Source organism: Pseudomonas urmiensis (assembly GCF_014268815.2).
Taxonomy (GTDB): Bacteria; Pseudomonadota; Gammaproteobacteria; order Pseudomonadales; family Pseudomonadaceae; genus Aquipseudomonas; species Aquipseudomonas urmiensis.
This window is the reverse complement of sequence record NZ_JABWRE020000001.1, coordinates 203,438-218,671: the sequence shown is the minus strand read 5'-3', so window position 1 is coordinate 218,671 and position 15,234 is coordinate 203,438. Positions and strand designations below refer to the sequence as shown.

At 60.8% G+C, this 15,234-nt stretch carries 14 protein-coding genes and 1 pseudogene; 4 read left to right on the top strand and 11 right to left on the bottom strand.

Annotated features, from left to right (window positions below):
• Positions 1-5 precede the first annotated feature (5 nt).
• The 9 genes from HU737_RS00975 to hmpA form a co-directional block, all read right to left on the bottom strand.
• Positions 6-380, bottom strand: a complete 375-nt coding sequence (locus HU737_RS00975; protein WP_186554117.1) for a YkgJ family cysteine cluster protein — start codon at positions 378-380, stop codon at positions 6-8.
• Between the two features lie 232 nt (positions 381-612).
• The gene (gene alaC, locus HU737_RS00970; protein WP_186554118.1) at positions 613-1,821 is read right to left on the bottom strand and encodes an alanine transaminase; all 1,209 of its coding nucleotides are present in this window, start codon (positions 1,819-1,821) and stop codon (positions 613-615) included.
• A gap of 334 nt (positions 1,822-2,155) precedes the next feature.
• A complete protein-coding gene (gene cyoE / locus HU737_RS00965) occupies positions 2,156-3,043 on the bottom strand; it encodes a heme o synthase (protein ID WP_186554119.1) in 888 nt (295 codons plus the stop codon).
• An 11-nt stretch (positions 3,044-3,054) separates the two neighbouring features.
• Entirely contained in the window at positions 3,055-3,387 is a 333-nt protein-coding gene (cyoD, locus tag HU737_RS00960) for a cytochrome o ubiquinol oxidase subunit IV (protein ID WP_186554120.1), read from the bottom strand.
• Positions 3,387-4,010: a cytochrome o ubiquinol oxidase subunit III gene (gene cyoC, locus HU737_RS00955; RefSeq protein ID WP_186554121.1), complete on the bottom strand. Its 624-nt coding sequence runs from the start codon at positions 4,008-4,010 to the stop codon at positions 3,387-3,389. Before cyoC ends, cyoD begins: the two co-directional genes overlap by 1 nt.
• A 3-nt stretch (positions 4,011-4,013) precedes the next feature.
• A complete protein-coding gene (gene cyoB / locus HU737_RS00950) occupies positions 4,014-6,032 on the bottom strand; it encodes a cytochrome o ubiquinol oxidase subunit I (RefSeq protein ID WP_186554122.1) in 2,019 nt (672 codons plus the stop codon).
• A gap of 3 nt (positions 6,033-6,035) precedes the next feature.
• Positions 6,036-6,980 carry a ubiquinol oxidase subunit II gene (cyoA, locus tag HU737_RS00945; RefSeq protein WP_186554123.1) on the bottom strand — a complete coding sequence of 315 codons (945 nt, stop codon included), beginning with the start codon at positions 6,978-6,980 and terminating at the stop codon, positions 6,036-6,038.
• A 557-nt stretch (positions 6,981-7,537) separates the two neighbouring features.
• Positions 7,538-8,044, bottom strand: coding sequence for a disulfide bond formation protein B (locus HU737_RS00940; RefSeq protein WP_186554124.1), 507 nt, complete (start codon positions 8,042-8,044; stop codon positions 7,538-7,540).
• 339 nt (positions 8,045-8,383) lie between these two features.
• Positions 8,384-9,556, bottom strand: coding sequence for an NO-inducible flavohemoprotein (hmpA, locus tag HU737_RS00935; RefSeq protein ID WP_186554125.1), 1,173 nt, complete (start codon positions 9,554-9,556; stop codon positions 8,384-8,386).
• 154 nt (positions 9,557-9,710) lie between these two features.
• Between hmpA and norR the strand changes: the two genes are divergently transcribed.
• From norR to HU737_RS00915, 4 genes are all read left to right on the top strand, one after another.
• Entirely contained in the window at positions 9,711-11,261 is a 1,551-nt protein-coding gene (norR, locus tag HU737_RS00930; RefSeq protein ID WP_186554126.1) for a nitric oxide reductase transcriptional regulator NorR, read from the top strand.
• Between the two features lie 117 nt (positions 11,262-11,378).
• Positions 11,379-12,278, top strand: a complete 900-nt coding sequence (locus HU737_RS00925; RefSeq protein WP_186554127.1) for a chemotaxis protein — start codon at positions 11,379-11,381, stop codon at positions 12,276-12,278.
• Between the two features lie 122 nt (positions 12,279-12,400).
• Positions 12,401-12,712 (top strand): hypothetical protein, encoded by a 312-nt coding sequence (locus tag HU737_RS00920; protein ID WP_186554128.1) that lies wholly within the window; start codon positions 12,401-12,403, stop codon positions 12,710-12,712.
• Positions 12,709-13,443 carry a YkgJ family cysteine cluster protein gene (locus HU737_RS00915; protein ID WP_186554129.1) on the top strand — a complete coding sequence of 245 codons (735 nt, stop codon included), beginning with the start codon at positions 12,709-12,711 and terminating at the stop codon, positions 13,441-13,443. Before HU737_RS00920 ends, HU737_RS00915 begins: the two co-directional genes overlap by 4 nt.
• 116 nt (positions 13,444-13,559) lie before the next feature.
• Here HU737_RS00915 and HU737_RS00910 read toward each other — a convergent pair whose 3' ends face one another.
• Both HU737_RS00910 and HU737_RS26505 read right to left on the bottom strand, forming a co-directional pair.
• Entirely contained in the window at positions 13,560-14,681 is a 1,122-nt protein-coding gene (locus tag HU737_RS00910) for a methyl-accepting chemotaxis protein (RefSeq protein ID WP_437182251.1), read from the bottom strand.
• A 180-nt stretch (positions 14,682-14,861) separates the two neighbouring features.
• A pseudogene (locus tag HU737_RS26505) lies at positions 14,862-15,143 on the bottom strand (PAS domain-containing protein); the annotation flags it as partial.
• Positions 15,144-15,234 lie beyond the last annotated feature (91 nt).

The window sequence follows — 15,234 nt, the reverse complement described above, 5'->3', positions numbered from 1 at the left end:
AGCCGTCAGGCGACTTCAGCCCCCTCGTCAGGCCAATGCGGCTCGTTGGCTTCCAGCGGTGGCAGGCCATAAGCAGCGCGTGCGGCATCGCAACTAGGGTTGTGCACACCGTCGACCCAGGACGCTTCGAACTCTCGGCATGGGGTCGAGCGATTAGCGTAGAGGGTGCAGCCGACCTGCTTGCCAATCTCACCCTCGAGACCGATGCAGCGGCAGGGTTTGGCGTCGGTGCCAATCATCGCGACCCGGGTCGGGTTGATCTGCACCACCAGGTCATCGGGCACGACTCCGCCAGCAGACTGGCATTCGCCCCAGAAGAAGGACACACGGAAGTACCCGCAGCAAGCGCCGCAGTCAAGGCAAGGGTTGTATTCGGACATGATGACCAGGAGGGAAGGATTGTTGTTATCGGGGCTGGGCCCGCGGCGCCATTTGTAATCCAAGCAAAGGCGGCTGAGAAGAGGGGATGAGTAAAAAAACATTGCCGCTGATCGGGGCATCCAATGCATCGCGGGGCAAGCCCGCTCCCACGCAGATCAGCGTTGAATCCCAGACCAGTTCAGGGCTCAAGCTGGCGTTGAAGCGGGCTTGCCCCGCGATAGACGTAAAGCCTTACTTGTGGGTCAAGCCATCCGCCCGGAACATCTGGCGGATACCCCGAATGGCCTGGCGAATACGGTCCTGGTTCTCGATCAGGGCGAAGCGCACATGGTCATCGCCGTAGTCACCAAAGCCGATGCCCGGCGACACGCAGACCTTGGCTTCAGCCAGCAGCTTCTTGGCGAACTCGAGCGAGCCCAGGTGCGCATAAGCCTCGGGAATCTTCGCCCAGATGTACATCGAGGCCTTGGGGTTCTCGACCATCCAGCCCAGCTCGTGCAGCCCCTTGACCAGCAAGTTGCGCCGCTGCCGATACTGCTCGGCGATGTCGCGCACGCATTGCTGGTCGCCTTCCAGTGCGGCGATGGCTGCGACTTGCAGCGGGGTGAAGGTGCCGTAGTCGTGGTAGCTCTTGATCCGCCCCAAGGCACTGACCAGCTCAGGGTTGCCGACCATGAAGCCAATGCGCCAGCCTGCCATGTTGTAGCTTTTGGACAGGGTGAAGAACTCCACGGCAATGTCCTTGGCCCCCGGCACCTGCATGATCGAAGGCGCTTTCCAGCCGTCATAGACGATGTCGGCGTAGGCCAGGTCGTGCACAACCAGCACATCGTACTGTTTGGCCAAAGCGACCACGCGCTCGAAGAAATCCAACTCGACGCACTGGGCGGTCGGGTTGGACGGGAAGCCCAGGATCATCATCTTTGGCTTGGGGATCGACTCGCGGATCGCCCGCTCCAGCTCGTTGAAGAAATCCACCCCAGGCACCAGCGGCACCGAGCGGACCTGGGCCCCGGCGATCACTGCGCCGTAGATATGAATCGGGTAGCTGGGGTTGGGCACCAGTACCGTGTCGCCATGATCGAGGGTGGCGAGCATCAGGTGCGCCAGGCCCTCTTTGGAGCCGATGGTGACGATGGCTTCGCTTTCCGGGTCGATCTCGACCTCGTAGCGCTCCTGATACCAACGCGAAATCGCCCGACGCAGGCGCGGGATGCCACGGGAGGTGGAATAGCCGTGGGTGTCTTCGCGCTGGGCGACTTGCACCAGCTTCTCGACGATGTGCGGCGGCGTGGCGCCATCGGGGTTACCCATGCTCAGGTCGATGATGTCCTCGCCACGCCGGCGAGCAGCCATCTTCAGTTCGGCAGTGATGTTGAACACGTACGGGGGGAGACGATCGATGCGCGCGAAGCGGCGCGGCGAACCTTGGTCGGCCATGATTTCCTCGAGAGACGTTAGCGCCCGGAACCGTCCGAGCGACGCTGGCCGCTGCGGCGGCCTGATTCGGAAGATAATGCCGAAACACTATTAATGCAAAAGATAATTTCCTGTTTTTTATATATTTTTCAGGCATATTTTTTGAAAACTTTAGATCCATATTTGCAGTATCGGCCTCTTCGCGGGCAAGCCCGCTCCCACAGAATTCCCACAGCCTTTGAAGCTTGCACTGTACCTGTGGGAGCGGGCTTGCCCGCGAAGAGGCCGGTACAGGAAAAACAGGCAAAAAAAACCCCGGCACATGGCCGGGGTTTTTTCGTGTAGCAGGCGACTATCAGCGTGCGTAAGTCATCAGCACGTCAGCTGCGGTCTGGCTATCCACCGACATCATCACGCTCAAGGCGGTGACGGTGAGGATGGAGAAACCAAATACCTTGCGCGCCCATTTGCTGTCGTCTTCAGCCTTGTAACCACCCCAGGCCATGTACAACCAGTACAGACCCATGGCAGCCGCTACGGCCAGATAACCCAGACCGGCGTAACCGCCGAGGGTGAGCATCAGGGTCGCCAGGACAAAGGCCAGGACATACAGCACGATCTGCTTCTTCGCCGCCAGGACTCCGCGCGCCACCGGCAGAACCGGAATCTTGGCTGCCGCGTAATCGTTGAAGCGGAAGATCGCGATGGCAAAGCTATGCGGCATCTGCCACAGGCTGAACATCACCAGCAGGGTCACTGCAGCCAGGTCGAAGCTGTTGCTCACGGCGCAGTAGCCGATCACCGGAGGCATGGCACCCGACAGGCTGCCAACCAAGGTGCCGTGCACCGATTTGCGCTTCAGCCAGAGGCTGTAGAAACCGACGTAGACGATGAAGCCTACAGCTGCGCAGAACGCCGACAGCGGATTAGCCTGGACATACAGCAAGCTGAAGCCGGCCACCCCCAGGAGGGTGGCGTAGATCAGCGCGAGGGGCAGCGACATGGCGCCCTGAACCATGACGCGGTTCTTGGTACGTTCCATCTTCACGTCGATGTCGCGGTCGATGCAGTTGTTGAACACGCAACCGGACGCTACCACCAACGAAGTACCAACAACCACCGCCAGGAACAGGGCGAAGTCCACATGCCCCTTAGCGGCAAGGAAGAAACCGCCTGCCACGGAAAGCACGTTACCGAAAATGATCCCCGGTTTGGTGATTTGGATAAAGTGCTTCACGGACATGCAGTCTTACCTCACTTGGCCATCATTTCGAAGTGGATGCTGAACATGATCCACAGCGACAGGCCGACCAGCAGTGCAATTACCAGAACGGTGAACAGGAACGTCGAGACATTGGAACGCTGCTCTTTCGAGCGGTCCATGTGCAGGAAGTAAACCAGGTGCACCACTACCTGAATGACGGCCATGGCCACCACGATCAGGACAGTCAGGTTCTTCGGCAGGGTCGGATACATCACCAGGCCGAACGGAATCGCGGTCAGGATGATCGACAGTACGAAGCCGATCATGTACGACTTCACGCTGCCGTGGTTGCCTTCATGATGAGTGTCATGTGCATTAGCCATTACAGAACCCCCAGCAGGTAGACGACGGTGAACACGCAGATCCAGACCACGTCCAGGAAGTGCCAGAACAGGCTCAGGCAGCTCATGCGGGTCTTGGCGGTCGGCGTGATGCCGTGCTTGTTGATCTGATACATCATGATCGCCATCCAGATCAGACCGGCAGTCACGTGCAGACCGTGGGTACCGACCAGCGCGAAGAACGCCGACAGGAAGCCACTGCGCTGCGGGCCGTAGCCTTCAGCGATCAGGTGATGGAACTCATAGATTTCCATCGCGATAAACGCAGCACCGAACAGGAAGGTGATAGCCAACCAGCCCAGTACACCGGCTTTCTTGCCATCGAACATCTTCAGCATGGCGAAGCCGAAGGTGATCGAGGACAGCAGCAGGAACGCGGTTTCAACCAGCACGAAGTCGAGCTGGAAGATGTCGTGACCCGACGGGCCGCCGGCGAAACCGCCGGACAGCACCGCGTAGGTGGCGAAGAGCGACGCAAACAGGATGCAGTCGGTCATCAGGTACAGCCAGAAACCAAGTACGGTCATCTGGCCCGAGTCGTGGTGGTGATCGTCGTGCCCATGGTCATGACCATGAGCGTCACCGTGGATTACTTGACTGGACATTGATTACACCCGTTCAAACGATTCGACACGTGCGCCGGCAGGCAGAGCACCTGCTTGGGCCAGCGCTTTCATGCGCTCGCCTTCGATGCGCGCCACTTCTTCAGCCGGAACCATGTAGCCCTGGTCGTCACGTGCAGCGTGGCGAACGAAGACTGCGATGGTTGCTACCAGGCTCGCGCCTACCAGCCACCAGATGTGCCAGATGAAGGCGAAGCCGAAGACGGTCAGCAGCAGGCCCATGAACAAACCGGTAGAGGTGTTGCTCGGCATGTGGATCGCTTCGTACTTGGCCGCAGGCTTGTAGGCCACACCGGCTTCCTTGGCTTCGTGCCAGGCGTCCAGACCAACTTTCTCAGGCATGTGAGCGAAGTTGTAGAACGGAGGTGGCGAAGAAGTCGACCATTCCAGGGTACGGCCGCCCCATGGGTCGCCAGTGACGTCCATGTTCTGCTTGCGATCGCGAACCGATACGTAGATCTGGATCAGCTGGCAAGCGATACCGAACAGGATCAGCACGGCGCCGACGACGGCAACGTACAGGTAGGGTTCCCACAGCGGGTTGTCGGAGTGGTTCAGACGACGGGTCATGCCCATGAAGCCCAGGGCGTACAGCGGCATGAACGCAACGTAGAAGCCAGAGATCCAGAACCAGAAGGCAGCCTTGCCCCACTTCTCGTTCAGGGTGAAGCCGAAGGCTTTCGGGAACCAGAAGGAGAAGCCAGCGATGTAGCCGAAGACCGCACCACCGATGATCACGTTGTGGAAGTGGGCAATTACGAACAGGCTGTTGTGCAGAACGAAGTCAGCACCTGGAACAGCCAGCAGAACGCCAGTCATGCCACCGATCGAGAAGGTAACCATGAAGCCCAGGGTCCACATGATCGGCGCGGTGAAGCGCAGACGGCCCTGGTAGATCGTGAACAGCCAGTTGAACAACTTCACACCGGTCGGGATGGAGATCAGCATCGTCGCCAGGCCGAAGAAGGTGTTGACGCTCGCGCCGGCACCCATGGTGAAGAAGTGGTGCAGCCAAACGGCAAAGCCGAGGATGGCGATCGCGCCCGATGCATAGATCATCGAGTGGTGGCCAAACAGACGCTTGCCAGCGAAGGTCGAGGTAACTTCCGAGAACACGCCGAAGGCCGGCAGAATCAGAATGTAAACCTCAGGGTGACCCCACGCCCAGAACAGGTTGACGTACATCATCGGGTTCCCACCAAGCTCGTTGGTGAAAATGTGGAAGTCCAGATAACGGTCAACAGTCAGCAGAGCGAGTGCAGCGGTCAGGATCGGGAACGAAGCTACGATCAGCACGTTGGCCCAGGTGCAGGTCCAGGTGAAGATCGGCATGTCCATCAGCTTCATGCCTGGAGCGCGCATTTTCATCACGGTGACCAGGAAGTTAACGCCGGTCAGCGTTGTCCCCAGACCCGATAGCTGTAGCGCCCAGATGTAGTAGTCGACACCTACCCCAGGACTGTACTGAATACCCGCAAGCGGCGGATAGGCAACCCAGCCGGTCTTGGCGAACTCACCAACACCCAGGGAGATGTTGACCAGCAGCACGCCTGCCAGCAGCAGGTAGAAGCTCAGGGAGTTGAGGAACGGGAAGGCCACGTCACGTGCACCGATCTGCAGAGGAACCGCAAGGTTCATCAGACCAGTGAAGAACGGCATCGCCATGAAGATGATCATGATCACACCGTGAGCGGTGAAGATCTGGTCATAGTGTTCAGGCGGCAGGTAGCCTTCGGAGCCACCGGTGGCGGCAGCCAGCTGGGTCCGCATCATGATGGCGTCGGCAAAGCCACGCAGCAGCATGATCATGGCGACGATGATGTACATCACGCCGATTTTCTTGTGGTCGACCGTGGTCAGCCACTCGGTCCACAAGTAGGTCCACTTGCGGAAGTAGGTGATCAGACCTACTACAGCGATACCACCGAGCGCGATCATGGCAAGTGTCACCATGACTATCGGCTCGTGATACGGGATCGCCTCCAGACTTAATTTACCGAACATCTCTTACTCCTCTGCCCCGGCAGCTGGTTGCTTACTCGACTCCACACCCTGGGTTGTGGCCAGATCCTTGCTGCCTTCTTCTTCGTGGCTCGGACGACCGCGGTTCATACCTTCGTACTTGTCGACGATGATCTGGAACTGGTCAGCCGAAGCCTCGCTGTACAGCGCGACTGGGTTGTATTCGCTTGGTTTGGCCAAGGCTTCGTATTCGGCCTTGTCCAGCTTCTTCGGCGACTGCTTGACTTCAGCGACCCACTTCTCGAAGTCAGCTTGGGAGGTTGCAGTGGCCTTGAACTTCATACCGGTGAAACCGGCGCCGCTGTAGTTGGCGCTGATACCGTCGAACTCACCGTTCTCGTTAGCGATCAGGTGCAGTTTGGTGGTCATACCGGCCATGGCGTAGATCTGACCGCCCAGGCCTGGGATGAAGAAGGAGTTCATCACAGCGTCGGAGGTGACGCGGAAGTTGACCGGGGTGTTAGCTGGGAAGACGATCTTGTTGACCGTGGCAATGCCCTGCTCCGGGTAGATGAACAGCCATTTCCAGTCCAGCGCGACCACGTCGATCTGCACCGGCTTCACATCGGAATCCAGTGGACGGTACGGGTCCAGCTTGTGGGTGGACAGGTAGGTGAAGTAGCCCAGGGCGCAGATGATGATCACCGGGATGATCCAGATCGCCAGCTCGATCTTGGTCGAGTGCGACCAGTCGGGGGTGTAGGTGGCTGCCTTGTTGGAAGCACGGTACTTCCAGGCGAACGCCAGGGTCATGATGATGACCGGCACGACCACCAGCAGCATCAAGCCGGTAGCGATCAGGATAAGGTTCTTTTGCTCAATGCCGACCTGGCCCTTCGGGTCGAGCAGGGTCCAGTTGCACCCACTGAGTAAAAGCATGCCTAAAAAGGGCAATATGCCAAACAGTCTGGGGTAACGCTTTTTACTCATCTCACGACCTCTAGATCAGCTTGCTTCAATGCAATAGTGTTTTGTTCGCCAACACTTCGTCCTGCCAAGCGTTAGCAATTTGGGCTCGAATTCGCTCCTGCCTGGGGTCCGACTGCAGGACCTGGCGTTGAGCGGGCTTTACGGTGCTTTTGGTTTCGTAGGCAAACGGCCTGTACTTCAGACCAAGTCCATTTGGTGCGGGAAAACGCGGAGGGGTGTCCGCCCGGTATCGCCGTTGGGCGAAACTTGACGAAGTCAGCAAAAAGGAGCCGTGGCTTCCTTCAATCCTGCGACTTGCAAGCAGTGCCGAACGGAAATTGGGGGCGATTGTAGATAGGTCGCCCCCCCTTTACTATGACTTATTGAGCAACAGTCTTTTACAGAATGCGTAACAATCCTGCTCAAAAAATCAACTTCGCGACAGTTTGTCGCACCCCTCCCAGTAGGCCTGAAACCCGCATTCTGCAAGGCTTTATGTTTGATCTGGATCAACTGGGAGGCGAGATCAGGTGATTCTCTCGCGGTGCAACAGACTTGCGCGAATTCGGGACTTTGGTCTAAGCCCCGCGGCGGTTGCGATAGATGCCTAGCGGCACCAGGATGGCGGTCAGGATGAACGCCACCAGCGCCCATTGCGCCAGCGACAGACCCAGGATCGGCGGATACGGGGTGCTGCAGAAACCCTCGACCTGGAACGCCAGTGGCCAGACCTTGGCCAGGGGCAAGTCGTCGACGATCGGTTGCAGGGTATCGATGCCGCAACTGACCGCAGGGTTGGCGAGTATATACACATGGCGGCCAGCCGCAACGATTCCGCCGATGGCGCTGAGCATGACCAAGCCTTCGAACAGCGTCAGGCTGCGCTTGCCCGGCATGGCCGCTGCGATGAACGCGAACACCGCGATCAGCAGCAAGGCGTAGCGCTGCAGGATGCACAACGGGCATGGCGCCTCGCCGAGCACGATCTGCATGTAGAGCGCGCCTCCGATCAGGGCGAGACAGATCACCCCCAGCAGCACCAGGAAGCGCCGTTCACGATTGAGGCGCGATGTTTGTTCGTTCATTGCCGATTCCTTCGATGGAGAGTGGCAGCGCTGAGGCCGACCTGGGCGCCAGTCTACACGCTGAACATGACCTTGAATGTCGAAGGAGTGGCGTGACGGCACTATCCGCAGAGCTCTAGGACCAGACGGATCGACGTCAGTTCAACGTCGGCCATGCACAAATGGCGACGCGAATGCCGGACAGGCGCAAGCCCCTCGACACCCGCGAGTGAAGGATACAGTGATTAAAGCGCGATTAAGGATGAAACATCTGCAGCAGCCATCGCGGGGCAAGCCCGCTCCTACGCTATCGCGTGGGAGCGGGCTTGCCCCGCGATGATGCCGCACCTGCCTGGAGGATTACTCCAATGCAGCCGCCGGCCCAAAGAACTCGTAGCGGCTCTGCGCCTCTGGCACACCTAGCCCTTTGAGCTGACGCTTGATCGCCGCCATGAAGGCCTTAGGCCCCAGGAAGTAGGCATCGACGTCGCGTTCCTGCGGCAGCCACTGCGCCAACAGTTCCTCGTTCAACAAGCCCACCGCATCGGCATCACCGCCCTCCTCGGCATGGCAATAGAAACGCTTGAGCTGCGGATGGCGCGCAGCCAGGCCGTCGATCCAGTCACGGAATGCATGCACCGCGCCATTACGCGCACAGTGGATGAAGTGCACCGGACGCTCGGTAGCAAGCGCCGCTTGCAGCATCGCCAAGGTCGGAGTGATGCCCACCCCACCACTGATCAACACCAACGGCTTGTCGCTCTGCGCCAGGGTGAAGTCGCCTGCAGGCGGGAACAAGGCGATGGTATCGCCTACCATGAACCCGTCATGCAGGTAGTTGGACACCTTGCCACCGGCCTCACGCTTGACGCTGATGCGGTATTGCTCGCCATCGCACAAAGCCGAGAGGGAATAGTTGCGACGCTGCTCGGCACCGTCGATAAACAGTTGCAGGCCAATGTACTGACCCGGTTCGGCCTTGAGCACCGGCTTGCCATCGACCGGGGCGAAATAGAAGGAGACGATCTCACTGCTCTCTTGCTCGCGGCGCACCAGGCGGAACTCGCGCGTGCCGCGCCAGCCGCCTGCGGCTTCTTCTTTCTGTTTGTAGAGGTTTTCCTCGGCGCCGATCAGGATATCGGCCAACTGACCATAGGCCGCGGCCCAGGCATCGATCACCTCAGGGGTAGCGATGTCCTTGCCAAGCACTTCTTCGATGGCGCGCAGCAGGCAGCGCCCCACGATCGGGTAGTGTTCGGGCAGAATCTGCAGCGCCACGTGCTTGTTGATGATCTGCCCAACCAGCCCGCCGAGCTGCTCGAGCTGATCGATGTGGCGGGCGTACATCAATACACCGTTGGCCAGGGCGCGCGGCTGGTCGCCGCTGGCCTGGTGGGCCTGGTTGAACAGCGGGCGTACCTCGGGGTACTCGCTGAGCATCATCTTATAGAAGTGGGTGGTCAGCGCCTCACCACCGCTTTCCAGCAGAGGGACAGTGGCTTTGATGATTGCACGTTGTTCGGCATTGAGCATTGCGACAACTCCTGAGCCTGTGGCTTCGAATGGATGCCTTGGCTATTACAGCAATCGTGCCAACTCTAAAACCCAGCGTATTCGGGGCTTCGCGGGGCACAGTGTCAAAATGACAATGGCAGGCGTATAGTCATAACGACCAGAAGGAGTCTTTATGACCGCAAAACCGTTGCTCACTGCCCTCCTCCCCCTAGTCAGCGACCTGTCGCGCGACCTGCCCGACCAAGAGCGCTATCGCCGCCTATTGCAGGCCATGCGCGATTTGCTGCCGTGCGACGCCGCTGCCTTGCTGCGCCTGGATGGCGAGTGGTTGGTGCCGCTGGCGGTCGACGGCCTCGCCCCTGACACCTTGGGCAGGCGCTTTCGGGTCAGTGAGCACCCGCGCTTCAAGATCCTGCTCAGCCGCAGCGAGCCGACGCGCTTTGCCAGCGACAGCCAACTGCCTGATCCCTATGACGGCTTGGTCAATGCACCCGACGCCGACCTGGAAGTACACGATTGCATGGGCTGCCCGCTGATGGTCGATGAACAGCCCTGGGGCCTGCTGACCCTGGATGCCTTGACCCCCGGTCAGTTCCAGAGCCTGGAGCTGGATGCCCTGCAAGCGTTCGCCAGCCTGGCAGCGGCCACGGTCACCGTGGCCGAGCGCATCGAGCACCTGGCTCTGCGCGTGGAAGACGAACAGCAACGCGCCGAGGTCTACCGCCAGGCCAGCGGGCAGGACAAGGAGTTGATCGGCCAGAGCAAGGCGCACAAACGCTTGGTAGAAGAAATCCGCCTGGTAGGCGGCAGTGACCTGACCGTGTTGATTACCGGAGAGACGGGCGTCGGCAAGGAGCTGGTGGCCCAAGCCCTGCATCAGGCCAGCAGCCGCGCCGACAAGCCACTGATCAGCCTAAACTGCGCGGCCCTGCCCGACACCCTGGTCGAAAGCGAGCTGTTTGGCCATGTCCGCGGGGCGTTCACCGGTGCCCATGGCGAACGACGTGGCAAGTTCGAACTGGCCAATGGCGGTACGTTGTTTCTCGATGAGGTGGGCGAGTTGTCGCTGACGGTACAGGCCAAGCTGCTACGCGTGTTGCAAAGCGGCCAGCTACAGCGCTTGGGGTCGGATCGTGAGCACCAGGTCGATGTACGGCTGATCGCCGCGACCAACCGCGACCTGGCCGATGAGGTGCGCAACGGCCGCTATCGCGCCGATTTCTATCACCGCCTCAGCGTGTATCCGTTGCAGGTTCCACCGCTGCGCGAGCGCGGCCGTGATGTGCTGCTGATTGCGGGCTACTTCCTGGAGCAGAACCGTTCGCGCCTGGGCCTGAATAGTTTGCGTCTGAGTCATGAGGCCCAGGCGGCGCTGCTGGCTTATGACTGGCCGGGCAATGTGCGTGAATTGGAGCACCTGATCGGCCGCTCGGCCCTCAAGGCCCTCGGGCAGCACCCGCAGCGGCCACGGATTCTTACCTTGGAGGCAGCGGACCTGGATCTGCGTAGTGTGCTGCCGACCACTGCCGCGCCGGTTGAAAGCGCGCAAGTCTTGGCCAGCCTGCCCGAGGGTGGGCTGCGTGAAGCGCTGGATGATTATCAGCGGCAAGTGATCGAGGCGTGCCTGGCGCGCCACGAGGATAACTGGGCGGCAGCGGCGCGTGAGTTGGGGCTGGATCGGGCCAATTTGAGTCGGGTGGCCAAGCGCTTGGGGCTGCGCTGAATGGGGGTGGGGCTGCTTTGCAGCCCATCGCAGCAGACCGAAAAACCCCTAAAGCCAAGCCAGCACAGGCCGATAACCCGGCATCCTCTCTTTTCCTGACACACCCAAAGGTTGCCCATGGCCACGCAAAATGCCCGCGCGGACTCGTTGTCCCTGCTGCTGTTCACCCTGCGCAGCGGCAAGCTGATGGCTATCAACCTGCTCAAGGTCAGCGAAATCATCACCTGCCCGCCACTGACCAAGCTGCCGGAGTCCCACCCTCACGTAAAAGGCGTGGCGACCCTGCGCGGCAATTCGTTGTCGGTGATCGACCTGTCGCGCGCCATCGGCGAGCGGCCGCTGGCCGACCCGGACGGCGGCTGCCTGATCGTCACCGAGATCAGCCGCTCGCGCCAGGGCCTGCACGTGCAGGCGGTGAGCCGCATCGTGCATTGCCTGAGCACCGACATCAAACCGCCGCCCTACGGCTCGGGCAATCGCTCGTTCATCACCGGCGTGACCCGGGTCGACAACACCCTGGTGCAGGTGCTGGACATTGAAAAGGTCATCCATGCCATCGCCCCCCCTCAGCCCGAGCCGCATCCCGGCGAGCTGAGCGAGGAAGACGCCAGCCTGTTGGCCGCCGCCAATATCCTGGTCGTCGACGACAGCCAGGTAGCCCTGCAGCAATCGGTACACACCCTGCGCAACCTGGGGATCGAGTGCCACACCGCGCGCAGTGCCAAGGACGCGATCAATGTGCTGTTGGAGCTGCAAGGCACCGACCGCGAGATCAACATCATCGTTTCCGACATCGAGATGTCGGAGATGGACGGCTACGCCTTTACCCGCACCCTGCGCGAGACGCCTGACTTCCAGCACCTCTATATATTGCTGCACACCTCGCTGGACAGCGCCATGAGCAGCGAAAAGGCCAAGACCGCCGGCGCCAATGCGATCCTCACCAAGTTCTCCTCGCCGGACCTGACCGACTGCCTGGTGACCGCTGCGCGCACCGTGGTGTTCGCTGAGCACTGACAGTTATGCCAGTAGGCAAGCTGGGCCACCCTGATATATTCAGCGACAAACTCCCAGGCTTGATGCCTGGGGAGACTGGGGCATAATTCGCGCCCCTCGGATGTTTTATGCCGGTATCGCGTATGAAGTATTTCAGCTTTCTCCTGATCGCCTGCGCCCTGTCCACAGGTGTCGCCCAGGCCTCCAGCAGCCAGGCCTGGAACGAGTATCGCCAACAGATGCTCAAGGACTGCCTGTCTGCCAGCCAACTCAAGGACGCCCACGCCCGCGGCAAGCCAGCCGAGTTCGACGACCAGGTCGGTTTCAGCGCCCTGCTGATCGAAGGCGTCTATCCGCAAAAGCACATGCAGCAACGCACCGGCACTGAGCTGTGCCTGTACGATCGTCAACACAAGAAGGCGTTCGTCAGCGAGTGGAAGCCAGGCGCCAAGTGAACGACAGCATTCGTTTTTCCTGCACCGGTTGTGGCAAGTGCTGCACCGGCCATCATGTTCCGTTGACCTTGGCCGAGTCGCGCCAATGGGCGGCGGCTGGCGGCCAGGTAGTGGTATTGCTCGAGGCTTTCGTCACCGATGGCCCGGGCATGCCGGTCGAGCAGCGCGAGCATGTGCTGGGGCGTTCGCACCCGGTCAGCTGCGGCACTGGGCAATTGCGCGTGTCAGTGACCTTTGCTGCATTCAATCCCGGGCGCTGTCGCAACCTCGATGCGCAGGACCTGTGCACTATTTATGAGACGCGGCCTCTGGTCTGTCGCATCTACCCGGCAGAGATCAACCCGCACCTGCCGCTGCGCCCGGAAAACAAGGACTGCCCACCCGAAGCCTGGGACCAGGGGCCGGAATTGATCCATGGCCAGGTACTGGCGGATCCGCAGCTGGTCGCGCTGATTGCCGCGTCGCGCCAGGCGGATAGGGACGATATCGCGGCCAAGGTGGCGATTTGTCAGGCGTTGGGTATGACCACCAGCGCGCTGAAGGGCAATGGCTTTACCGCCTATTTGCCGGAAATGGCGGCTTTCGCTAATGCGCTGGAGCAGGTCATCAGCGATGATCGTGCGCCTTGGACTGTGCATGTAGCGGACTCAGAGCTCGCCAGTACCCTTGTGAGTCACGGCCTGCAAACCACCGCCGAGCCGCCTGTCTATTACGCCTTCATAGGTTTCTGAGGCCGTGCCGCCCTCATCGCGGGGCAAGCCCGCTCCCACGCAGTTGCTCCTGGATTCAACAACATGCGTGGGAGCGGGCTTGCCCCGCGATGAGGCCGGCACGGGCACAGCCAGGATCACTGACAGCGCCGCCAGAACTCATCGGCCAAGCGCCGCAGATCCTGCGCCAAATCCGCCACATCACTGGCCCGGGTATGACTGCGCTGGCCCACATCGACGGTCGCCTCACTGGCCTGGCGAATGCTGACGATGTTGCGGTTGATGCTCTCGCTGACCTGACTCTGCTGCTCTACCGCCGCCGCAATCTGCAAGCTCATCTCGTTGATCTGGTTGACCCGCACGCTGAGGCTATCCAGCGCGCCGCTGGCCAACTGCGCCTGGCTCACGCTGTGTCCTGCGTGGGCGCTGCTCTGCTGCATCACCTGCACGGCAGCACGCGCGCCTTCCTGCAGGGCGCCAATCATGCGTTGGATTTCATGGGTCGACTGCGCCGTGCGCTGGGCCAAGCCACGAACCTCGTCGGCAACCACGGCAAAGCCGCGCCCCTGATCGCCGGCGCGCGCCGCTTCGATCGCAGCGTTCAAGGCCAGCAGGTTGGTCTGCTCGGCAATCGCGCGAATGACATCCAGCACTCCGGAAATCTCGCTGCTGTGGCCCTCCAACTGCTGCACCACTTCACTGGCCTCTACCAACGAGCCTGCCAGATCCTGGATCGCGCAGCGATTGCGGTCGACCAACTGGTGGCCGGCCTGGGTCTCGTCCTCAGCCTGCTCAGCGGCCATCGAGGCCAACTGGGCGCTGCTGGCAACCTGAGCGACGCTGGCGCTCATCTGGTGGATCGCGGTGGCGACTTGGTCGGCTTCGTTCTGCTGATCCAGGCTGTTGGCGTGACTGGCCTGCAGGGCATTGACCAAGGCCCCGGAATGGCCAGCCAGACGCGCCGAGGTATCGCCGATACGCCCAACCACCGCGCCCAGCTGCGCCTTGAGCATACGCATGGCGAACTCGATCTGGCCGATGCCGTCGCGCCGTCCGGTATACAGCTGCTGGCTCAGCGGATTGTCGGCAATGCTCAGCGCCTGGCGGCGCAAGCGCTCGAACGGGCGCAACGCCAGCACAATCGCCAGACTGCTCAGGCCTGCGGCCAACAGCAACTCCAGCAGTGCAGCCTGCCAAGGCGTGCCCAGCCACCAATGCCCAGCGCCGAGTGCCACCACCAAGGCAGCCGCCACCGCCACGCATGCGCGCAGGCCCAGGCCAACCACCGGCAAGCGCTCGCGCCAACCTCTCCGCCCCGCGCGCAAGCGTGCATAACAACGCTCGGCGGCGGCGACCTGCGCTTCAGTTGGCCGGGTGCGCACCGACTGATACTCGACGGTATTGCCGCCGCTACTGATCGGCGAAACGAAGGCGCTGACCCAATAGTGATCGCCATTCTTGCAGCGATTCTTGACCAAACCCATCCATGAACTGCCGGCCTTCAACGCTCGCCACATCTGCTCGAACGCCTGCGGCGGCATGTCGGGGTGGCGCACCAGGTGATGCGCTTGGCCGAGCAATTCGTCGCGGGCAAAGCCACTGATGCGCACGAAATCGTCATTGGCATAGGTGATCAGGCTGTCCAGGTCGGTAGTGGACAGGATGTTGGCATCGCCGGGGTACTCCACTTGGCGACCGGTAACAGGCACATTGCACTTCATCGGCGGCTCTCGTTCTTGTCGGGAAGATCGGCAGGGCGTTCGACTCTATGGCCAACTAGCAGAGAAACATTGATCTGGGGCAGCATATTGG